The 21200-nt window shown below is 50.9% G+C and carries 20 protein-coding genes and 1 pseudogene; 13 read left to right on the top strand and 8 right to left on the bottom strand.

Features of this window, described 5'->3' with window-relative positions:
* Positions 1-85: 85 nt before the first annotated feature.
* From BD_RS18410 to BD_RS08340, 5 genes and pseudogenes are all read left to right on the top strand, one after another.
* Positions 86-2429: pseudogene (locus BD_RS18410) on the top strand (NADP-dependent malic enzyme).
* Positions 2416-3552, top strand: a complete 1137-nt coding sequence (gene chrA, locus BD_RS08355) for a chromate efflux transporter (protein ID WP_011164292.1) — start codon at positions 2416-2418, stop codon at positions 3550-3552. The pseudogene BD_RS18410 and the gene chrA overlap by 14 nt, the downstream one beginning before the upstream one ends.
* 55 nt (positions 3553-3607) lie before the next feature.
* The gene (gene hflX, locus BD_RS08350) at positions 3608-4873 is read left to right on the top strand and encodes a GTPase HflX (RefSeq protein ID WP_011164291.1); all 1266 of its coding nucleotides are present in this window, start codon (positions 3608-3610) and stop codon (positions 4871-4873) included.
* 106 nt (positions 4874-4979) lie between these two features.
* Positions 4980-6128 carry a hypothetical protein gene (locus BD_RS08345; protein WP_226988122.1) on the top strand — a complete coding sequence of 383 codons (1149 nt, stop codon included), beginning with the start codon at positions 4980-4982 and terminating at the stop codon, positions 6126-6128.
* Positions 6116-6526, top strand: coding sequence for a hypothetical protein (locus BD_RS08340; protein WP_011164289.1), 411 nt, complete (start codon positions 6116-6118; stop codon positions 6524-6526). Before BD_RS08345 ends, BD_RS08340 begins: the two co-directional genes overlap by 13 nt.
* Before the next feature lie 6 nt (positions 6527-6532).
* Here BD_RS08340 and BD_RS08335 read toward each other — a convergent pair whose 3' ends face one another.
* From BD_RS08335 to BD_RS08325, 3 genes are all read right to left on the bottom strand, one after another.
* Positions 6533-8365: a PAS domain-containing hybrid sensor histidine kinase/response regulator gene (locus tag BD_RS08335; protein ID WP_231839331.1), complete on the bottom strand. Its 1833-nt coding sequence runs from the start codon at positions 8363-8365 to the stop codon at positions 6533-6535.
* Positions 8366-8753: 388 nt separating this feature from the next.
* Positions 8754-9185, bottom strand: coding sequence for an acyl-CoA thioesterase (locus BD_RS08330; RefSeq protein ID WP_144313818.1), 432 nt, complete (start codon positions 9183-9185; stop codon positions 8754-8756).
* 120 nt (positions 9186-9305) lie between these two features.
* Positions 9306-9695: a helix-turn-helix domain-containing protein gene (locus BD_RS08325; protein ID WP_011164286.1), complete on the bottom strand. Its 390-nt coding sequence runs from the start codon at positions 9693-9695 to the stop codon at positions 9306-9308.
* Positions 9696-9904: 209 nt separating this feature from the next.
* Here BD_RS08325 and BD_RS08320 point away from each other — a divergent pair, with 209 nt between their 5' ends.
* Genes BD_RS08320 through BD_RS08310 form a run of 3 tightly spaced genes read left to right on the top strand, consistent with a single transcriptional unit; the run spans position 9905 to position 12240 of the window.
* Complete coding sequence (locus tag BD_RS08320; RefSeq protein WP_038449096.1) at positions 9905-10330, top strand: response regulator; 426 nt, start codon at positions 9905-9907, stop codon at positions 10328-10330.
* A 21-nt stretch (positions 10331-10351) separates the two neighbouring features.
* Complete coding sequence (locus BD_RS08315) at positions 10352-10852, top strand: chemotaxis protein CheX (protein ID WP_011164284.1); 501 nt, start codon at positions 10352-10354, stop codon at positions 10850-10852.
* Entirely contained in the window at positions 10849-12240 is a 1392-nt protein-coding gene (locus BD_RS08310) for an HD-GYP domain-containing protein (RefSeq protein WP_011164283.1), read from the top strand. The genes BD_RS08315 and BD_RS08310 overlap by 4 nt, the downstream gene beginning before the upstream one ends.
* On the opposite strand, the gene BD_RS08305 is transcribed toward BD_RS08310, so the two are convergent.
* Positions 12237-12842, bottom strand: a complete 606-nt coding sequence (locus tag BD_RS08305) for an RDD family protein (protein WP_011164282.1) — start codon at positions 12840-12842, stop codon at positions 12237-12239. The two genes, BD_RS08310 and BD_RS08305, sit on opposite strands and share 4 nt — an antisense overlap.
* Complete coding sequence (locus tag BD_RS08300) at positions 12843-14045, bottom strand: CCA tRNA nucleotidyltransferase (RefSeq protein ID WP_157865673.1); 1203 nt, start codon at positions 14043-14045, stop codon at positions 12843-12845.
* A gap of 63 nt (positions 14046-14108) precedes the next feature.
* Here BD_RS08300 and queG point away from each other — a divergent pair, with 63 nt between their 5' ends.
* Positions 14109-15143 carry a tRNA epoxyqueuosine(34) reductase QueG gene (gene queG, locus BD_RS08295; RefSeq protein ID WP_226988119.1) on the top strand — a complete coding sequence of 345 codons (1035 nt, stop codon included), beginning with the start codon at positions 14109-14111 and terminating at the stop codon, positions 15141-15143.
* On the opposite strand, the gene BD_RS08290 is transcribed toward queG, so the two are convergent.
* A complete protein-coding gene (locus tag BD_RS08290; RefSeq protein WP_226988118.1) occupies positions 15140-15622 on the bottom strand; it encodes a hypothetical protein in 483 nt (160 codons plus the stop codon). The genes queG and BD_RS08290 overlap by 4 nt on opposite strands.
* Before the next feature lie 68 nt (positions 15623-15690).
* On the opposite strand from BD_RS08290, the gene BD_RS08285 reads away from it, so the two are divergent.
* Both BD_RS08285 and BD_RS08280 read left to right on the top strand, forming a co-directional pair.
* A complete protein-coding gene (locus tag BD_RS08285; protein ID WP_011164278.1) occupies positions 15691-16617 on the top strand; it encodes an HD-GYP domain-containing protein in 927 nt (308 codons plus the stop codon).
* A gap of 54 nt (positions 16618-16671) precedes the next feature.
* Entirely contained in the window at positions 16672-18000 is a 1329-nt protein-coding gene (locus tag BD_RS08280) for a chloride channel protein (protein ID WP_011164277.1), read from the top strand.
* 68 nt (positions 18001-18068) lie between these two features.
* On the opposite strand, the gene BD_RS08275 is transcribed toward BD_RS08280, so the two are convergent.
* Entirely contained in the window at positions 18069-18608 is a 540-nt protein-coding gene (locus tag BD_RS08275; RefSeq protein ID WP_011164276.1) for a hypothetical protein, read from the bottom strand.
* Between the two features lie 20 nt (positions 18609-18628).
* Entirely contained in the window at positions 18629-19480 is an 852-nt protein-coding gene (locus BD_RS08270; RefSeq protein WP_011164275.1) for a hypothetical protein, read from the bottom strand.
* 176 nt (positions 19481-19656) lie between these two features.
* On the opposite strand from BD_RS08270, the gene BD_RS08265 reads away from it, so the two are divergent.
* Together BD_RS08265 and BD_RS08260 are read left to right on the top strand one after the other, a co-directional pair.
* Entirely contained in the window at positions 19657-20241 is a 585-nt protein-coding gene (locus BD_RS08265; RefSeq protein WP_226988117.1) for a hypothetical protein, read from the top strand.
* Positions 20241-21200 (top strand): formimidoylglutamase, encoded by a 960-nt coding sequence (locus BD_RS08260; protein WP_011164273.1) that lies wholly within the window; start codon positions 20241-20243, stop codon positions 21198-21200. The genes BD_RS08265 and BD_RS08260 overlap by 1 nt, the downstream gene beginning before the upstream one ends.

Raw genomic sequence — 21200 nt, 5'->3', positions numbered from 1 at the left:
AACTGGACTCCCCCTAACCCATTGAAATGGGTCGTAAAATCCCTGGCTTCGGGAGCCCAAAAACTGCAACACCAAAGGAGCATCCTTGGACAACAAAACTGAAACTAAAATTGAACCGAAAACCGGGACAACAAACTTCGACCAAGAAGCCCTGCTGTACCACCAGCAAGGAAAACCGGGCAAAATCGAAGTCATCTCTTCCAAACCCTGCGCCACCGAAAAAGATCTTTCACTGGCGTACTCTCCGGGCGTGGCAGCACCTTGTAAGGCCATCGCCAAGGATCCAGCAAAAGTTTACGATTACACTGCCAAAGGCAATCTGGTGGCGGTGATCTCTAACGGTACTGCGGTACTGGGTTTGGGAAACATCGGCCCTGCCGCCGGCAAGCCGGTGATGGAAGGTAAAGGCATCTTGTTCAAACAATTTGCCGGTATCGACGTCTTCCGACATTGAAGTGGCAGCAACAGATGTCGACGTGTTCTGCAATGCGGTTCGCGTTCTGGAGCCCACTTTCGGAGGCATCAACCTTGAAGACATCAAAGCGCCCGAGTGCTTTGAAATCGAAGAGCGTCTGAAGAAAGAAATGAACATCCCGGTTTTCCACGATGACCAGCACGGAACCGCGATTGTTTCTGGCGCAGCCCTTTTGAATGCCTGCTCGATCACCAACCGCAAAATGGAAACGGTGCGCATCGTCGTGAACGGTGCGGGTGCGTCTGCAAACTCTTGCGCGAAGATCTTTATCGCGTTGGGTGCTCGCCGTGAAAACATCATCATGTGCGATTCTCAAGGTGTTATCTACAAAGGCCGTACGGCTGGCATGAACAAATACAAAGAGTACTTTGCTTCTGAAACCGAAGCGCGCACTCTGACGGAAGCCCTGCGTGGCGCGGATGTCTTTGTCGGCCTTTCCGTGGCGGGCGCCCTGACCCCTGAAATGCTGAAGGACATGGCTAAAGATCCGATCATCTTTGCCATGGCAAACCCGGAGCCGGAAATCACTCCTGACAAAGCCCGCGCGGCTCGTCCGGATGCAATTATCGCAACCGGTCGCTCGGACTATCCAAACCAAGTGAACAACGTTCTGGGCTTCCCATCCATCTTCCGCGGGGCTTTGGATACGCGCTCCACTCAGATCAACGAAGAAATGAAACTGGCGGCAGTTCATGCACTGGCAAAACTGGCGCGTGAAGATGTTCCGGATAAAGTTTCTGCCACCTATGGCGGCAAAAGCTTTAAATTCGGCCGTGATTACCTGATCCCGAAACCCTTCGACACGCGTGTGTTGCTGTGGGTGGCACCGGAAGTGGCAAAAGCGGCGATGAAATCCGGCGTAGCCACTCGTGCTATCGAAGATTGGGATCAGTACCGCGAATCTTTGGAGGCTCTGCAAGGGCCATCCAAAGTCTTCATCCGCTCTGCGATCAACCGTGTACACCAAAATTCGGCGGCCAATGGTGGCGAACTTCCACGCATCGTGTTCCCGGAAGGCACCAGCACCAAGGTTTTGAAGGCCTTGGCGACATTGGTTGAAGAAAAAATCTGCCAGCCAATCCTGCTGGGTTACCCGGAACGCGTGAAGGAAAAAATCAAAGCTTTGGATATCCCGCTGTTGAATGATGTCAGCATCGTTCACCCGTCCTCTCATCCGAAGTATTTCAGCTTCGTTGAAAAGCTGTATTCTTTGCGCCAGCGTAAAGGCATCAATCTGGGCGAAGCCGAGCGCTTGATGGCGGACCCGAATTACTTCGCGGCGATGATGGTCAATCAAGGTGAAGCTGACGGTATGGTCAGTGGATCCTCCATCAACTATGCCGATGCGGTTCGTCCGATTCTGCAAACCATCGGCGTTTACAAGGAAGGCATCCCGGCGGGTCTGAACTTTGTTTTATTGGAAGACAAGTTCCTGGTTTTGGCCGACACCACCGTGAATCTCAACCCCACCGCTGAGCAGTGCGCACAAATCGCCCTGCAAGCCGCAAAGATCGTTGAGTACTTCGGCATTGAGCCTCGTGTGGCGATGCTGAGCTATTCCAACTTCAGCGGTGCTGAAGGCACACCTCGCAAGATGAAAAAAGCGGCGGAAATCGCCCGCTCTTTGCGCCCGGATCTGATGATCGAAGGCGACATGCAAGCCGACACCGCGGTGAACCCTGAAATCATGGAACGCTTGTTCCCGTTCTCGGGACTTAAAGGTGGCGCCAATGTGCTGGTCTTCCCGAATCTGGAATCCTCCAACATCGCCTACAAACTGATTCAACAAATCGGCAAGGCCGAGGTGATTGGTCCGTTCCTGACCGGTGTGCGCCGCTCTGCCAACGTTCTGCAAAGAACCACAACGGTTGATGGCATTGTGAACTCCGTGGTCTTCACCGCCCTGGAAGCGCAATACATCAAAGAAGTTCTGAAAAGCCGTGGCAAAAAGTAATCCGGAAAGCTCTCAAGGGTCCCTGAGGGAGCTTGCCTGGATTTTCTTAAAACTGGGCGCCACCTCCTTTGGTGGCCCCGCTGCGCATATTTCTTTGATGGAAGAAGAATTCGTCCATCGCCGCCAATGGGTCACGCGGGCGGAGTTTTTGGAGCTGCTGGCTCTGACAAACCTGATCCCGGGACCAAACTCCACTGAACTAGCCATCCACCTGGGACATCGCCGTGCCGGATGGAGCGGTCTGGTGGTGGCCGGTGTCTGTTTTATTCTTCCCGCATTTTTGCTTGTCACTCTGATTGCCGCTTTCTATGTGCATTTTGCAAAACTTCCGCAGATGGAAAGTTTTTTAACGGGCGTCAAAGCCGTGGTGCTGGCGGTGATCCTGCAGGCTTCTTCCAGGTTTTTGTTAAGCCTTTTAAAAGTCAGTTCAATCACCAGTAACAATCTGAGAGAAAATCTTCGCTCCCTGCGCGCCCCATCCACGGTGTCTTTGCTGCTACTGGTGGTGATCTCGGCCCTTTTGCATTCGGCAGGCATGGCGGAAATCCCGTTACTTCTGGCCGGAGGCATTCTGGCTTTGCCACTTTTAAAAACCAACACCCGTCTTTGGAATGCCGGCGCCCTGTTCTGGGTGTTTTTCAAAGTGGGCTCAGTTCTGTTTGGCAGTGGATATGTGCTGCTCAGTTTTCTGAAAACCGAATTGATTGAAAAACGCGGCTGGCTGACAGAAACCCAGTTGATGGATGCCATCGCCGTTGGACAATTCACTCCGGGGCCGGTTTTTACCACCGCCAGTTTTATCGGCTATCTGTTGCAAGGCCCCTCGGGGGCCCTGATTGCCACCGTGGGGATTTTCCTGCCGGCCTTTGTTTTTGTCGCCCTCAGCATCCCAGCCTATCAATGGATGAAAAAATCAGAGCCCCTCAAACAGTTCCTCCAAGGCGTGGTCGCGGTTTCGGTGGGGTTGCTATTTTCCACACTGGTGCAGCTGGGGCGGGACGCTTTGGTGACCCCCCTGTCGTGGGGACTCTTTTTGGTTAGTCTGGTTTTGCTGCGCCGACGCCTTCCCAGCGCGGCTTTGATTCTTGCTGGCGGAATCCTGACTTTGCTTCTGCAAATTTAACTTTGTGCTCTTCCCTGACCGTGCTAAAATTAAGACTAAGGGAGGGTTTTCCTGATTGAATAATCAAGCCCAAGTCAAAGACCAGGATAGAGCGATCGTCATTGGTGTCGGCCTCAAGACCGAGCCCCTTACTGAAATCAAAGAAAATCTGTTGGAACTTGAAGAGCTGGTTTCTGCCGCTGGCGGCGAAGTCGTGGGCTCTATCATTCAGGTTCTTCCGCAATGGAATCCGGCAACCTTGATTGGAACCGGAAAAGTGGAGGAAGTGGCTGAAATGGTTCGCGACAGCGGAGCCACGATTGTGGTGATGGATCACCAGCTTTCGGGTGTGCAGCAACGAAACTTGCAGCAGATCGTGAAAGCCCGCGTGATCGATCGCAATCAGCTGATTCTGGATATCTTTGCCCAGCGTGCACAAACCTTTGAAGGAAAACTTCAAGTGGAACTTGCACAGCTTCTGGATCAAATGCCCCGCAACGTCGGCGCCTGGCTTGATTCCCTGTCCCGCCAGGGGGGTGGTATCGGAACCCGAGGCCCGGGTGAAACCGCTCTGGAAAACGACCGTCGTCGCATCCGTGAGCGCGTGGCCCTTATTAAGAAAAAACTTGAAAGTGTGCGCCAAAACCGCGCACAACACAGACAATCCCGTCGTCGTCACGAGATCCCCTCTTTTGCACTGGTGGGTTACACCAACTCCGGAAAAAGCTCGATCCTGAACCGCCTGACTGGCGCTCAGGTGATGACGAAAAATCAGGTCTTTGCGACGTTGGATCCAACAACCCGCAAGATCTTTCTGCCGGATGCACCCCCTGCTGTCGTCACTGACACCGTGGGATTCATCCGCAAACTGCCAACACAACTGATTGAGGCCTTTAAAGCAACGCTTGAAGAATCCTCGGAAGCCGACGTGCTCTTGCACGTGGTGGACCTGTCCTCGCCGAATATGGAAAGACAAATCGAGGTGGTTGAAGCTTTGATTAAAGAATTCAACTGGCAGGATAAAAAGATCATCCACGTCTTTAACAAGTGTGATGTCGCACCTTTAGAGCGACAATTCCGAGTGAAAGCTTATCCTCGCGTCTTTGTCAGCGCCCTGACCGGCCAAGGCATGGAGCAGCTGAAAAAACTGATGGCACAAACAGTGAGCGAAATGCAGCAGGACGTGCAGCTTTACTTCCCACGGGCCGAAGAATACAAAATCTTCGACCTGGGGCGCGAAGCCCAGATTCTGCGCAAAGAGACCGCCACTGAAGGCACCGTCTGTTACACCCAGCTGACTCCCACACTGATCAACCGCTGGAAGGACTATCTGGTAAAGTAAGCCCCGGAACACATATTTGAGTTCACTCACAAAACCCCGAGACGTAGGTCTTGGGGTTTTTCTTTTTAAAGCTCATCCATTCCATAATCCCGCCGATAAGCCTGAAGTGAGACAGCTTAAACTTCCTCTTCTTATTGCAGCACTTTCAAGCTTTGTGGCCCTTCCCGCCACTGCGGCCCCTCAATGTGTGAATGACAAGTCCGGCAGCAAAGGTGTCTCGAACCAGGAAATCAACCAGTCCCTGATCCAGGCCACCGATCCGCTGACCCAAGCTTTTGCCTATAGCAACTTTGAAGCTTCGCGAAAAGCGGGCTATGTCGTGGCCTGCGAACTGGAAGACCGCTTTAAAGCCCTCAAAAAAACCTCTCAGGATATTGCCAAGGTCACCAAGGCTCAAAGCAATGTCAAAGCCATCCGCCGTGAATGCATCGAAGCCTCTCTGCAACGCGAAGTTGGCAATCAAGGATACAGCTGCCTGAAAGACCGCCCGAAGAAATTTGAAAACGCGGGAAAATCAGCGCCTTGTCTGGATTCATCAACAGTGGACTTTATCGAATATTCTTTGAATCAGGCCCTGAACTGCATGTCTTCAGACCGAAATCCCATTGATCCCCGCTTCATTCTAAAAAAAATCAACAACGAAACGGCTTTCAACTTTTACATCGCCTATAACGGCGGCGTGGGAATGGGACAGCTGACATCCAATCCGGTGAAAGAACTGGCTGGCTGGAAAGAGGACGGCGAATTCATCGAAGGGAATGGTCGCAACATTCTGGAGACTTTGATGAAAAGCCAGAACCCTGCCTGCAAACCCTTCCGCGATATCATGAAAGATGATCTGGTGAATCCCCCACCTCGCCCGGGCAGTCCGAAAAACTACTGCACCTGGGTCAGCCCCGGCAAAGGGGTCGCACGAAATCTGATCTATTCACTTGGCTATTATGTGCATGTGCGCGACAGCATTGTAAGACCCGCACTTGCCGCCCGCGCCGGAAGACTGGCCGCCAATCAGGATGTCCTGAATTATCTGACTCTGGTGGCCTATGGACCACAAGGCCCATCCGAAGCCAAATCCCTGATTCGCAAACTGCGTCTTTCCAACACCACGGCACCGGGTGATGCTGTTTCACGCATCATTAAAAACAACCCGTATGTTCGCCAGACCGAAGTCAAAATGAACGAGCTGCTGGATGAATACAAACCCGGTGTACCTCACACCCCGGCCGACAAGAAGGGCGACACATGTTTAAAATAGCATTAGCCCTGACTTTACTGGCCGCCCATGCAGCCCCACTCAACTCCGCTGAAGACTTCTTTAAAGAGTCACAGGCCGCTTTCGAAAAAGCCTCTAAGGAAACCACCTTCGAGAAAAAAGGCACTGCATTGAAGGCCTTGGAAAAATCATTTGAAGCGACTTTAAATCAGTACGAAAAATCCAATCCCACTGAAGGCGACGACAAAGAACAGGACGTAGCCCGCCTGTTCTATACTCTGGAACCGGCTTTTGAGCTGGCGAAATTAAAAGACAAAACCAAAAAAGACTGCGCCCGCAAAAAGCAGGACGTCATGACGGGCGACAATCAGGCCGAGGACGCCCCCGCCAGCCCCAACGCGAAGGAAGCCCTTCGCTGGATCGAACTTCTTTGCAAATAGAATCATTTACGAATGCTTCAGATGCGACTGAATTGCCTGAAGAAGGACTTTTGAATTAATCGGTTTCGTCAGATGATCCAGGAATCCCGCCGCAAAAGAGCGGTCTTTGTCCTCTTTCATCGCATGAGCAGTCAAGGCGATGACCGGCCCCTGGAACCCCTGCTTGCGAAGGCCCGCCAGAGTCCCAAAACCATCAAGACCAGGCATCTGAATATCCATCAAAACGAGATCAAAATGCTCCTTAAGAGCTTGAGTCAGAGCCTCTTCGCCGCTTTCCGCTTCGGTGACATCCAGGCCCCAACTGCTCAACACAGTCGAGATCAGTTCACGGTTGTCCCGCGAATCATCAACGGCCAAAACCTTGAAACCGGCCAGTGGCTTTTGTTCCACGGCACCGGCACTCTCTGCTTGCCCCGCGACCGAGAGTTCACTGACATCCTCGGCCTGGAATGAAAACTCGAAAGTACAACCCTGCCGGGGCTCACAACGCACAATACTGACATCTCCCCCAAGAGCTCGGGCCAGATTTCTGGAAAGCGCCAAGCCCAGTCCCGTGCCGCCAAACTGGCGAGTGGAGGTGGCGTCGGCTTGCGTGAATGGCTGGAACAACCGCTCCGCCTGCTCCTGAGTCATGCCAATGCCGGTGTCTTCAATGCTGAATACTATTTTCTTGCGTGTTGCCGTCACCTGCTCTGCTCGGCAGGACACCTTGACGGACCCCTTCATTGTGAACTTGATCGCATTTCCAATCAGATTCACCAAAACCTGACGGATGCGAACGACATCAGAAAGAATAATCAGGGGCGCAATCTCGCCCAACTCGTAATTCAGATAAATGTTTTTTCTGGAGGCCTGGTCAAAGAACATGGTCAGGACTTCCTGAAGCAGTTTTTTTAGTTTCACAGGTGACTTTTCGATTTCGAACTTACCCGCTTCGATTTTGGACAGATCCAGAATGTCATCAATAATACGCGTCAGGGACAAACCATTGCGATGAATGATTTCGAAATAATTCTTTCGTTCTGACTCATCAAGATCCTGAGTCCCGATGATTTCTGCAAACCCCAGAATGACCCCTAAAGGAGTGCGGATTTCGTGGGACATGTTTGCCAGGAACGCAGACTTGGCCTGATTCGCATTTTCGGCGGCGCTTTTTGCCGCCTGCAAAGCCCGTTCAGCCATCACCTGCTCCGTGACGTTGTTCGCAGCAAGAACAAGCCCTTCTATTTCATCGTTAAAATCATAAATGGGCTGATAGACAACATCGACAAAGACTGAGAACTCAACCCCGTCGGCACGTCGATCATGAATCTCGTAATTTTTAGCTTCAAAGACTTTTCCGGTGCGATAGACTTCATCAAGCAGCGCAATCAACCCGATTTTTTCAGTCTTGGGAAAAACATCTTTCACTCTTCGTCCGGTGACATCACAATCCCCCAGAAAAAGATCCCGGTAAGAATCATTCGTCATCGAAAAACGGTGCTCCGGCCCGTCAAGCACCGCCATGGCAATGGGGGCCTTCTCCAAAATAGAACGCAACTTTCTGCGCTCAGCCCGGACTTCCTGATTGGAGCGGGCCAGACTCTCTTCCGCGGCTTGATTTCTTTTCACCGACGTCGTCGTGTCCAGAATCGTACACAGCATTCCCGACACTTTACCCTCGGCATTAAACAGCGGAGAATTCCCGTAGGTATAATAGTTTCCCTGAGGCTTGCCATCGACTTCGATATCAAACTGCACATCAGATTCCAGCACGAATCCACCGGACTCCACTTTGCTGGCAATGGCATGCACCTGATCCCACACTTCGGGCCAAACCTCATGAAGAGGTGAACCCAAGGCGTGCGGATGACGATGTTTTAGTATTGGAATATAGGCATCATTATAGAAAACCCGCCGCTGGGGACCCCAGGTGCAGTACATCCCGACCGGACAACTGAAAACAATGCGCAAGGAATTGATTAAACCGAAATCCCAATTTTCTATGGGGCCCAGTTCTGTTTGGGACCAATCGAAGCCTAACGTGGCTTGAACCATGAGACTGGTGTGTACTAATTTCCCGAATGGATTAACCTGATTTTCTAGACCCACGGTATTTTCTACCCCAGGGTCAAAACATTTCAAAGCCTTTTTTAGATAGACACACTCAGCAGTTCGTCGCTGCTTCACAAATGTAATTCAACAACGAACATGAGCCTTAGTAGAAATTAAAAAACAAATATGAAAATTATCGGGTTTTATTTTGCAGTCGAATCTCTCGACGCTTTTTCGCCTGTTCAAAGCGACGTTTGTCGTCGTCAGACTCCAGCACCAAGCCCGGAACTTCTGTTGGTTTTCCCATAGAGCCCAATGCCACAAAAGTCAGATACGCTGAAGCCGTATGGAAAGTCTCGCCGGTTTTTGGATTCTCGGCATCGACACGAACTCCGACTTCCATCGACGTTCTGGAGGTGTAGTTCACGCTGGCCTTCAGATTTACCACCCAGCCCTTGTAAACCGGCGCCACAAAGTCCAGTCGGTCGATGCTGGCCGTGACGGTTTCTTTGTTACAATGTCGTTGTGAGCAGATCGCGGCGCAGATGTCGATCCAGGACATGATCGTTCCGCCGAAAACACTTCCCAAAGAATTGGTATGGGAAGGAAGTACTAGTTGAGTCATTACCACTTGAGATGATGAGACGGTTTTTGAAGCAGCCAAGATGCAGCCCCTTTCTAAAAAACAAAGCGCAGGTCTGTGTCTCCACATCCTGCGCCTTAGAACCAATCTAATCAATAAAGATTAGATGCCGCCCATACCAATATCGGAGTTACCGCCACGGTTCAAACCGCTACCTGGTAGAGTTGTAGTACCTGCAACAGTCGCAGATCCAGCTGGGATCGTTTGAGTTGCATTGTTGTTGAATGCAGTCGCAGCAGCCGCCTGGTTGTTGTTCTCAGCGCGAACTTCGGTTTCAACGAAGCCCAGGTGAGGCAAGCACCATACGATCAACTGTGCACGAGACTTCACATTCATTTTTTTGTAGATGTTTGTGAGGTGAAATTTAACTGTTTTCTCAGTTACAAAAAGCTGGTTCGCAACTTCCTTGTTGGACAAGCCTTTAGACACAAGTTCAGCAACTTCTGCCTCTCTATTTGAAAGACCTTTTTGAATCAGGACATCTCTGAGCATCCTTGCTCCCTCCCGCTAATTGTTTTTGTTTTTAAATCCGTCTAAACCTTCAACGCCACCCAGGACTCATGTCCAAAAGTAGCCTCGACCACCTGTAATAAAGTCTGACAACAAAAACTGAAATTCGCAATAGCTTTGGACTCTAGTTTTAAAAAACTAGACCGATAAGCATGAGGATTTTACACAGTTTCCAATATTCAGGAGATATTATGTTTCCCACAAATACGAAGTTTTTGGTCGTTGATGACTTCGCAACTATGCGAAAAATCATTAAAAAAGTGCTAAATGAGCTTGGCTACACCAACGTAGAGGAAGCCGATGATGGTAAAACCGCCCTGCCGATGATCCAGGCCGCTCATGATGCAGGCCAGCCTTACGGCTTTGTCATTTCGGACTGGAATATGCCCGGAATGCAGGGTATCGACCTTTTGAAGGCCTGCAAAGCCGATCCTCGCACTAAGTCCGTGCCGTTTATGCTGGTGACTGCAGAGTCCGAGCAAAAGCACATCCTGGAAGCAGCCAAAGCCGGCGTTTCTGACTATGTGGTCAAACCGTTCAACTCTGCCACTCTGAAAGGCAAGATGGAACGTGTTTGGGCCAAACACAACCCTGCAACACAAGCAAAAGCTTCCTAAGACTTGGGTCTGGAGAAATAAATGTCTGCAGCACCAAAAGAAGCTATTAATCCCCTCTTTGATAAGCGCCTGATCAATGCTTTCGTCGAAGGCGTTATCAAGACCCTGAAAACCATTGCTCAGACCGATGCCACCCCTGGAAAACCCTTCATTGAGCCACAATTCGTGCTTAAAGGGGAAATCGCCGGTATGGTCGGCATGGTGGCTCCGCCTTTGAAAGGCACTTTGCTGATCTCTTACGGCAAAGACAGTATTTTCCATATTCTGGAAAACATGCTGGGTGAAAAACACACCTCCATCAACGGAGAAGTGTCTGACGCCGTTGGGGAAATGACCAACATGATTTACGGTTCCGCCAAGACCACTCTGAATCAACTGGGATACAACTTCGAGATGGCCATTCCAACCGTGATCTCCGGTGATTTCAAGATCACTCACGCTGACAAAAGTGCCACGCTCGTCATCCCCTTCAACCTGACGAACGGATCCACTTTCTACGTGGAGATTTCGGTGCAGCAATGAGTTCCCAATCAGGAAAGACGGTTGATGTTCTCATCGGGAGTCCCCGCGACTCCTTCTGGGAAGCCATCACCTCTATCCTGAAGGGTTACTATCCGTACCAGCTCAAGCACTTCAAATCCATCGACGAAGCCCTCGATCACGGCACTTCCGAAAGTTTCAAACCTATCTTAGCCCTGGTTGATGGCCAGGACGGCACCAATCTGACCAATGAATGGGTGCAGTCCACCAAAATGAATTATCCTGACTGCCCGGTCATCGTCCTGCACTCTTCCGCCGCCCCGCTGGATTTCAACATCGTCAAGAAAAACGGCGCTGACGAGATCATGCACATCAACTTCGACCGCGAATTCATCTCGGACATGGTTCTGCAGCTGGCCCCCATCGAAATGGAGGGCGACCAGATTCCCATCACGGCCCTGATGCCCGTGGATCTGCGCGACATGGATGCTGACACCAATATCAACTTTGATGTTTTTGTCCACCTGCCCGCCAACCACCGCTCTGTGATGATGCGAAAATCCGGAGATGTGGTTGACCAGAAACATCTGGACAAGTTCAATGCCTTAAAACAGCAGATGTACATCAAAAAAACCCAGATGAAACCGTTCTTTGAGTACGCCCGCACGGTGATGAGCATGCGCAACATGCCAATGCCCATCTCGATGACGGAAAAATTCCACCGCTCCAAAAAAGTCATCTATGAAATCATGGCGCATTTCCTGAATGGCGCCTCTACAGACTATTCCGAGGGCAAGGTGATCCTCGACAAATGCAAATCCATCGTTGCCGACTTTGAGCTGACCAAAGATCTTCCCTCGCAGGAGATTTTTGATGAGGTCTTCCGCTTTTCTGGCAACGTGCGCACCATGTATCATGACTGCATCTGCCTATCGGCTTACGCCGCTTACTTTGCCCAGTTGCTGGGATGGAACGCGGAAAAACGGGAATCCGCGGCGATCGCGGGCCTGTTGCACAATATCGGACTTTCCCAGATGCCGGTTTCAGCCGGCGTCAAGGCGGCAAAAGACTACACCCCGGAAGAGCTTTCCCAGTATCATCTGTACCCGGAGCGCTCGGTGGTGATGGTCAAAGCCAAAAAGGTGCCCCTGCCACAGGAGATTGCGGAGGCCATCGGCCAGCACCGCGAAAATGGAGCCGGCACCGGCTTCCCGAAGAAACTTTTAAATGCAGATATTTCTGAATTTGGAAAACTGCTGGGCTTTGCCTATCGCTTCCACGAAATGACCGCTCTGAGCGAAGGTGGAAAACAGGCCCGCACCGCCACCCAGGCCATCCAGGACCTGCGGGACGAAGCCCTGTCCGGATCCGGTAATGTGGATCTTCTTTTGACCACAACCATTTTCAAAAAATGGAAACCGGCGGCCTAATCCTCTTCGAAAGTCACATCCATATAGTCCTGAAGATCAAAGACCTCACGCAGGTTTGCCTGACGTTCCGACCAATCAATGGACTGCATGATCATCCGGGCCGAAACCAGCCCTTCATAGGAATAAAGCACCACAAACAACAATCCCGTCAACCAGCGCAGGCGAGCCTGAGTGGTGCGGGGTTTGTCCTGCACCACGCGGGTTTCCGCCGCCCAGTCACACAGATGCGTGCGATCATAACGGAAAAACGCCAGGGCATAAATCCCCCAGGAGAAAAAGAAACTCAAACGCCCCGTCAACGGACGCATCAGGCACTGGGACCAATGCAGTTTTTCTGTAAAGTTGTTGGCCGGCACCACTTTCAGACCCATAAACCATTTCCCTGGCGTGGCCTGCATCATCACCAAAAACACAAACTCATAAACCGCAGGGATCAAAAACATCAAAAACAACTGCAACAGCGTCACGATGACATCATCTTCAGTGAAGATCAGTTTTAAGAACACACCGGCAAACGGCAGATAAAATGGCAAACTGATGATCTGATCGATGCCATGGGCAAATAAACGTCTCCAGGTGCTGGGAACAAATGCGGATTCCATTTAAGATGACTCTCTTTCCAGATATTTTTTCAGCCACAACAAAGCTTCATCGCGGCTTTGCAACTGACGCTCCAGCTGCTGTTCAAAGGCTTTGTCCAGGCAGACTCCAATAGCAGGCCCAGTCAGACGCCCCTTGACATCCTCGCCATTTAAAAACGGCCGAGGCAGCACTTCCTGCCAGCTCTTCCATTCAGCCAGCAGGAATTCAATCGCGGTCTTTTCAACCGCTTCGGACAGTAAAATTCTTAAAGCAAAAACAACACCCTCTTTAGCCAGCATCTGCAGCTGTTTTCCCAAAGAGTTCTTCAGAACTGTTTGAGGATCCTGCCAGACTTTCCAGGCGTCCTCGATCGCGCGACGATCCCGGGTGGAAAGCTTCAGCATATCCAGAACCACAACAAGCTCGGTGCCCTGAGCGCTGCGCACGAACATCGCCAGACGCTGCCAGGCCTCGGTGGCCAGACTGTTTTTCACCCAGTCGTTTTTACGCAGCCGAAAAGGGAACAGCACCTTCATCAAACCAGAATCCTTCATGACCTGAAGTCCATGGTCGGCGTGCTCTGTTTTCAGAAGCTTCGTCATTTCCTCGCGGATGCGCTCGCCGCTGACAGACTTCACTTTTTCAGCCATTTTTTTTACGGCGGCAAAACTGACCGGTTCCAGCTCAAAATTCAACTGCGCGGAAAAACGGGCCGCCCTGAGCAGGCGCAGATGATCCTCTTCAAACCGGCGCTCGGCGTCCCCCACCGTGCGCAGAACACGCGCTTTCAGATCTTTTTGGCCCTCGACATAATCCAGCACCTGGGCCGTCGCCAGATCATAGAAAAGAGCATTCACGGTGAAATCCCGGCGCTGGGCGTCCTCTTGGGGGCTTGAGAAAACCACATTCTCAGGCCGGCGACCGTCGCTGTAAGTGCCGTCATTGCGGAAGGTGGCGACCTCGATATCCGCCCCCTCGACCAGCACCCGCATGACCCCGAAGCTTTTACCCACATTGACGGTTTTACTAAACAAGGACTCCACTTTTTCCGGAGTGGCATTGGTCGCCAGATCCAAATCATGAGCCTGAACCCCCAGCAAAGCGTCGCGCACACAGCCGCCGGCCAAAAAGGCCATATAGCCATGGGCCTGCAGCCTGTGGTAGATTGACTCCACGGCCGGCCAGTGAGGATGGGATTGAAGAAGACTTTGCACCTGATTCACACCCTAGAGTGTAGAAAAAGACAGGCCTGAAAGAAAGAGTTTGTTCGCGTGACGCCACAGGAGATGAAATCTCTTATCGATGAAGCCTTGACCGATCTGGGATTTTCCCATTTCGGTTTTGCGCCATTGAGCAAACCGTTAAGTTTTGATTTCTACCGGCAATGGATCGACCAGGGACTGCATGGAGACATGACTTATCTGGCCGAACACGCCCAGATCAAGGAAAACCCGCAAAGCAAATGGCCCCGCGCCCAAAGTGCTTTGGTGTTTGCCATGCCTTACTTTCCCCATCCCGAGAAAAAATCCGAATTCCCGCTCAAACAAGCCCGCGTCAGTCTGTACGCGCAAGGCATGGACTATCATTTCTGGTTCAAGGATCGCATGAAGTCTTTGTGCGCAGATCTGCAGAAGATCTTCCCGGAAGAGGAATTTTTAGCCTTCACCGACAGCAGCCCCGTGCTGGAGCGTGATCTGGCCAAACAAGCCGGCCTTGGCTGGGTGGGAAAAAACACCTGCCTGATCCATCCGAAAAAAGGCAGTTTGTTTTTTATTGGTGAGATCTACACCTCCCTGAAGATTCAAACCGAGTTTTCGCCATTGCCGGACTTTTGCGGCACCTGCACCCGCTGTCTGGATATCTGCCCGACCGGAGCCCTGATTGAGCCCCGCAAAATGGATGCCCGAAAATGCATCTCTTATCTGACCATCGAATCCCGGCAGATTCCGGACGAAGAATTGCGCCCGCAAATTGGTGATTGGTTCTTTGGCTGTGATCTTTGTCAGACCGTCTGCCCCTGGAATCAGAAGGTCTTCAAGGGCCAGCTGTCCATCGAAAAAAGTCTTTCTTTAAATGCTGGCGAAGAAGCCCTGCTGATTGAGGATCTGCGCTATATCCTGTCGGCTTCCGGCAAAAAGATCAGTCGCGACTTCCTGGGCACGCCGCTGGCCCGGGCTGGATCGTTTGGACTGAAGCGCAATGCCATGATAGTGGCGGTCAACCGGGGCTTGAAAGTGTTGTGCCCGGAAATCCAGGCACTGACAGAACATGAGAAACTCGGAGAATTGGCTCAGTGGAGTTTAAAAAAACTGAGGGACTAGAGCCCCAGTTTTTTCAGCAGATCATCAATTTCAAACTGATTCATCTTTGACGGAGCAGCCCCCGTATCCACACTGGAGCTGTAAGATTCATTGAACTGATTCGACACCCAACGAAGCCTGTCGATAAAGGCCTGGGGAATAGTTTCCCGCAAAAACGCCGAGTCTTTATGAATGTTCGCCAGCAGCGTTTCCAGGGTTTCTGTGGCATCCAGCAACAGAGCCACACAAACATTGAAAAACTGTTCATTGCCAACAATTTGTGAGGCTTTATAACCAACAGCCTTACACAAAGCCGCATAGTCCGAAATCATGTGCAAAGCATGGTCCGGTGGCGCCATCAGCGCCAGGCTCTTCGCCCCGCCCATAATGCGATCAACGTTGTTGCCATATTCGGCCAGTTTTCGAACCTGAGAAAAGTCACCTTCAATACCTTCGAGAAGGTCCAACAACTCTTCAATCAAGGACTTTGACTCGTTCACAAAATCTTCTACAATTTCTTTATCGATCGACATCCACTCAAAGATACCAATCGAAGGATACAGAGGCAATGGATTATGTTTCTATACGAGTAAGCACCCTGCGTGGCGATCAAAAGATCGACTTCAACGCTTACGTTAAAATCAACGACAAGATGATACTCTACCTTCGTCGCGGCGACAGCTTTGAGGGCGAGCGCCTGAAGCGTCTTAAGGACAAAAAACTGCGCAAAATGTACATCCTCACGGACGAAGAAAACAGCTACCGCACCTATCTGCAGAAAAATATCGAAACCGCCTATGACGACACCACTGGAAAAGACATCCAAACCCGTGCTGACATCATCCAAGGCTCCCAGCAGAACAACGCCGAAGAGGTTTTTGAAAACCCAGAGAACGTTGAAAGCTACAATTACTGCAAGGACGCGGCCGGCAAGTACGTGAACTTTATCATGAGCAACGCCCAGGCGCTGTCGGCCGTGATGAACATTGAAAACACCGACAAAACCATCTCCCATCACGGCGTGACGGTGTCCACCCTGTCCATTGCGCTGGCACAGAAACTGGGTATCACTGATCCGAAGAAGACCCAGCTTCTGACTTTGGGGGCTTTGCTGCATGATTATGGTCACCACCACAGCCCTCTGAACCTGAACCAGCCCCTGGACAGCATGAGCCCCGAAGATCTGGCGCTGTGGAAAAAGCACCCCATCGAAGGTGCACAAAAGGTGCAGGACAAAAAGCACTTTGACCAGACTGTGATCAACATCATCGGTCAGCACGAAGAAACCATCAACGGCACCGGCCCCAAGGGACTGCGCGAAAAGGACATGGACCCTTTAGCCGTGCTGGTTTCATCAGCCAATGCCATGGACCGCCTGATCACCTTTGAAGGAGTTCCCAAAGCGGAGGCCGCAAAAAAACTGATGATTGATCACGTGGGTAAACATCCTCTTCAGCACATTCAGCATCTGAACGACATCCTGAAGGGGCTCTAGACTTTTATTCAAAAAAGGGTTTTCATCATCCGCCAACAGGAGTAAGGGTTATCTATGACCCTTACAGACTTTTGCCGAAACGGGCGCCAAATTCTGCACAAGCTTGAATACCAGGACACTCTGCGTGTCGTGCCTTACCTGCTGGCCAGCCTTGTTGCCGCAGGAACATCCCTGCTGTATTCCCAGGCATTTTTCTTCGGCGAAGAGGTGGCGTTGCATGCTGTGGAGCACTTCCACTGGGCCCTGTCCTTAAGTATCACGCTGAGCATGATTTATCTGAGTTGGTATCTCCCTTACCGCTTTGCCAAACAAGCCGGCGGCAGCGGAATCCCCCAGATGCTGATCGCCAACGAGCTTGACCCTGCTTCCGACAAACCTCTGATTCGCTCTTTGATCGGCATTCGCACCATCACCATGAAAATCATCGCCTCCATCGCCTGCGTTCTGGGCGGCGGCGCTGTCGGCCAGGAAGGCCCCACTCTGCAGATTGCTTCCGGTTTGTTCTATCGCATCGGCGAAAAATCCACAAAATGGATTCAACAGGTATCTATGCGCTCGTTTATTCTAGCGGGAGGCGCTTCGGGCCTGGCGGCCGCATTCAACACCCCCCTTGGTGGAATCGCCTACGCACTGGAGGAACTTTCCAAAGACTACTTCAACAATTTTAAGACTTATGTGATCTGGTCCGTGATTGCCACTGGACTCATAGTGCAGACCGTGCAGGGCAGCTACCTTTACATCGGCTTTCCCAGCCTGGAATCCATCAGCTGGGAAACTTACATGTGGGTGATTGTCACTTCTGCCATCACAGGAATCCTGGGGGCTAGCTTTGGTTCGGTCTTATTTTCGGTGCATCAGAAAAGAAAAAGCATTCAGTCCTTCACCCGCTTAAGCCTGCTCAACCTAGCCTGTGGTTTTTTGTTCTGGCTGGGAATCACATTCATCAGCAATCACGGTATCGGCGGCGGTAAAATGCTAATTCTGGATCTGCTCTTCCGCGATGGTTCTGCCACGGCCCAGGATATTCTGGTGCGCATCGGAGGTCCGCTATTGATGGCCATCGCCGGAGCCGCAGGAGGCTTGTTTGCGCCATCTTTAACCATTGGTGCGGTGATGGGTTCGTTTATGGCTCAGATCGTGTGGCCACACAACCATCATCTCCTGATCATGACATCGATGATTTCCTTCCTGTCTGGTTTTATGCAAACTCCATTCACCGCATTCATTCTGATATTTGAAATGACGGATCGACATTCCGCACTTTTCCCCATGATGTTAAGTTCGGCCATTGCCGTGGGCACCTCGCGGATCTTCCACAAGAAATCTTTCTATGACCTGGTAAAAGAGGACTTCCTGCACCAGCACAAAAAAACTGCCAAGTAGGATTGTCTTCGGCACAAAAAAAAGGGCTTCCACACGGAAGCCCTTTAAAATCACCTGCTGCTTGTTATTTAGAAAATAAATCCGACCGTCAGCATGGGGAAGGTTTCTGAAATTTTCAAACTGTCCATCCCCGGACTGGCTTCGTTTTTCTTGTATTCAATACTTCGATAAGTCAGCTCCACACCCACAAAGAATGAGCTTGTCACATTGGTCATGTAACCAAAGTCTGCCTGAATCCCCGTGCCCTCTTTCAGCGTGTCGTACTCGGCCGAAAGAAGATAGTGACCCTTCACATAAAAGCCGCTGGCTCCCACATACCCGATAGAGGCACCCAGTGCATTGCCATCCACAGAGCCTGAGTCGGTCTCAACTTTGCGAAGAGTGTAAAGGCCCCCGAGATACAACCCGTTGCCACTGATATATCCCAGCTTAATATCATAAATACTGCTGTTGGATTTGCTTTCTCCACCCGGCGTTGTTTCGGTGCTGTTGTTATACATGAAGATATTTGCATTCACCAGCACACCATTGGATGTCGCGGCCTGCGACTGCAAAGAAAGCACACTGCCTGCCATGAAAACGGCCAAAGCCAGAATCTTTTTACTCATTCAACACTCCTTGTTTGAGGTTATGTCGGAACGTCTTTGATTATATCGTCACTAAGCAGCGATAAAAACTTTTTTTCCAGTGTCTCGGATGATGGTTGGGGTGTGGCTTTTAAGCTGATAGCGGCCATTTCAAGCAGTTGCTTTTTTGAATACTTTCTATCTTCCTGTAACAAGTCGATGAATAGCGAATCCACCACGTCCAGTGGTCTTTCCACCACAGTATTCTTCGTACCACTATAAACAAAAGCATACATACCTTTGTCTCGATTCAAGACGAGATTGTCTCGGGAAAGAATCACCACTTGCAGACTGGGGTTCAAAGAAAGCACACCCGGCTCTTCCGCACTTTCACCATCAAAGGGCTGAACTTCAATCCACGCCTGCACCCATTCCCAGTGCGCAAGCTCCAGAATATCCGCCTGACCCGGAAACTTCTGGCGCAGATACCCGACAAAATAACGCCAGTGATCCTGCAGCAGCCAGCTGCTCCATTCCATGTTTTCCAGATACTCATCACGCAGACGATTCACGGCCATGCCCAGATGTTCACGGGTGCGCGGAAAAAGACTTTCAAACAGGCGCTCTTGTTCGGCGCGCAGATTCAAACGCTCCCCTTCTTCAACGCGAAAGGGGCGAAGCCACTCCAGGGTGCGCAAAAGCTCTGCCTGATAAATCGCGCTGACCTGCTCCGGAATCTGCATTCCATGGGTCTGAACGATCAGACTTTTGCTCTTCGACAGAATCTCAAGCTGATGCCGCCGGAAAGATCCCACCCCCACAATATCAATATCACGCAAGGTGATTGCGTCCGCATCGGGAAGGACTCCGTTCCATGGAAATACAAGCTGAGGGGTTCTGGTAGTATCGGACATTTCATCCCATCCTACGGGTGGTGTCTGGAGGGGGCAAGCTTGAGACCTATAAATCCCGAGCATTACTCTGGAGACAGCCATAAATTGCTGATTTCTCTGGCAATTGACTCGCTCGGTCAAAAAATGGAGTCGGAATACTATTGACCCGGATTTCACCTCATGGAAAAAGGTGGGGCATGAGAATTCTGCTTTTCGTCCTCATTCTGATTTCAGGCTTCGCCGCGCATTCTGCTCGTCCGATTTCCGGCACGGTGGAACGTGATGCTTCAGGCGTTTATCTGATAGCTGATTCCTCTTGCGTAAGATATTTGATCAACACCAAATCCCCTGACGCAGAAATCAGTGTGCGCAAGCTTTCCACAGGTGACACCCTGACTGCTTCCGGTGTGCTTGATTACGGCACCTGCACCGCAGTTATTGAAAGTGTTGATTACGTAGGCTTGAGAAAAATGCTGGGCTACTGGCACAGCGCTGACGGCCTGATCACCGTTCGTGATTTCAATTCACTGAGTTTCTATCCAATCACTCTAAATGACTTCCAAAATGGACAGTCTTACAATGGTGTGGATCCGATCGTTTACCGTTACAGCATGACTCCTTCTGATGGCAAAGACTGGGTGCTTTTCCTGTCTGATTCCACCAGCACGACGTTCGCGACGATTCGTTTTAACAAATCCCGCGCAACCATGAAGATCTATGATTCTGACACGGGCAACGTGACTCGCACTCTTTACCTTAATAAGTGGGGCAACCTGAAATAATGAGCTGGCTTCATTCCATCGACAAACATCTTCTTTTCACCAAAAACGACAAAGAAGATCCGCGTCTTGGAGAATGCGTCCAGCTCCTTCATAAAGGTGACCTGAACACTCTTTCTGATCACACTTACGATTTTGCTATTCTGGGTTTCCCGGATGATGAAGGCATTGGCCTGAACGGCGGCCGCGTGGGCGCCCAGGTCGCTCCGCGCGAGATTCGCACTTACCTTTACAAAATGACTCCGCACCTGCAAAGCACCCGCCTGCCAAAAATTCTGGATTTGGGTGATCTGGTTGATAAAGAAAAACCTTTGGCTGAACGCCATGAAAAGGCCCGTCAGACAACCCGCACCCTTGCTTCCAGTGGAAAGCACTGGATCTCTTTGGGGGGCGGTCACGACTATGGTTATTGCGATGGCGCAGGCTTCCTGGATGTTTTTAAAAACGATGCCGTGCTGATCAACTTTGATGCTCATATGGACGTGCGCCCGACTGACAAAGGCTTTAATTCCGGCACTCCTTTCCACCGTGTTTTGTCAGAGTTCAAAGGCCAGGTGGATTTTGCTGAAGTCGGCATTCAAAACCAGTGCAACAGCAAAGCCCACATTCAATGGGCGAAAGACCACGGTGCCGATGTTTTCACTTTGGATGACGTCAACGAGCGTGGCCTTCAGTCGGTCCTTGCCGGCTATCTTAAAGGCAAAGAAAAGAAAAAGATTTTCCTCAGCATCGACATTGATGCCTTCACTTCCAGCGAAGCCCCGGGCTGCAGTCAGTCCTGGACAACGGGGCTGTTCACGAAAGAGTTCCTGACAAGCCTCCTGTGGATGATTGAACACTTTGATGTTCGCGGAATCGGAATCTACGAAGTTTCCCCGCCACTGGATCAGGACAACCGCACCAGCAAACTGGCGGCTTTGATCTGTCACAACTTTATCTTCGCCACTCTTAAAAAAGGCTAA

Origin of the sequence: Bdellovibrio bacteriovorus HD100 (assembly GCF_000196175.1) — a bacterium.
Lineage (GTDB): Bacteria > Bdellovibrionota > Bdellovibrionia > Bdellovibrionales > Bdellovibrionaceae > Bdellovibrio > Bdellovibrio bacteriovorus.
This window is presented reverse-complemented; position numbering and strand designations above follow the sequence as displayed.

Bases quoted from the DNA above. Each gene is read 5' to 3' on its own strand.
- BD_RS08340 (WP_011164289.1), top strand. From the start codon at position 6,116: ATGTTTAAAATAGCATTAGCCCTGACTTTACTGGCCGCCCATGCAGCC.
- BD_RS08330 (WP_144313818.1), bottom strand. From the start codon at position 9,185: ATGACTCAACTAGTACTTCCTTCCCATACCAATTCTTTGGGAAGTGTT.
- BD_RS08325 (WP_011164286.1), bottom strand. From the start codon at position 9,695: ATGCTCAGAGATGTCCTGATTCAAAAAGGTCTTTCAAATAGAGAGGCA.
- BD_RS08320 (WP_038449096.1), top strand. From the start codon at position 9,905: ATGTTTCCCACAAATACGAAGTTTTTGGTCGTTGATGACTTCGCAACT.
- BD_RS08315 (WP_011164284.1), top strand. From the start codon at position 10,352: ATGTCTGCAGCACCAAAAGAAGCTATTAATCCCCTCTTTGATAAGCGC.
- BD_RS08310 (WP_011164283.1), top strand. From the start codon at position 10,849: ATGAGTTCCCAATCAGGAAAGACGGTTGATGTTCTCATCGGGAGTCCC.
- BD_RS08305 (WP_011164282.1), bottom strand. From the start codon at position 12,842: ATGGAATCCGCATTTGTTCCCAGCACCTGGAGACGTTTATTTGCCCAT.
- queG (WP_226988119.1), top strand. From the start codon at position 14,109: ATGAAATCTCTTATCGATGAAGCCTTGACCGATCTGGGATTTTCCCAT.
- BD_RS08285 (WP_011164278.1), top strand. From the start codon at position 15,691: ATGGATTATGTTTCTATACGAGTAAGCACCCTGCGTGGCGATCAAAAG.
- BD_RS08280 (WP_011164277.1), top strand. From the start codon at position 16,672: ATGACCCTTACAGACTTTTGCCGAAACGGGCGCCAAATTCTGCACAAG.
- BD_RS08275 (WP_011164276.1), bottom strand. From the start codon at position 18,608: ATGAGTAAAAAGATTCTGGCTTTGGCCGTTTTCATGGCAGGCAGTGTG.
- BD_RS08270 (WP_011164275.1), bottom strand. From the start codon at position 19,480: ATGTCCGATACTACCAGAACCCCTCAGCTTGTATTTCCATGGAACGGA.
- BD_RS08265 (WP_226988117.1), top strand. From the start codon at position 19,657: ATGAGAATTCTGCTTTTCGTCCTCATTCTGATTTCAGGCTTCGCCGCG.
- BD_RS08260 (WP_011164273.1), top strand. From the start codon at position 20,241: ATGAGCTGGCTTCATTCCATCGACAAACATCTTCTTTTCACCAAAAAC.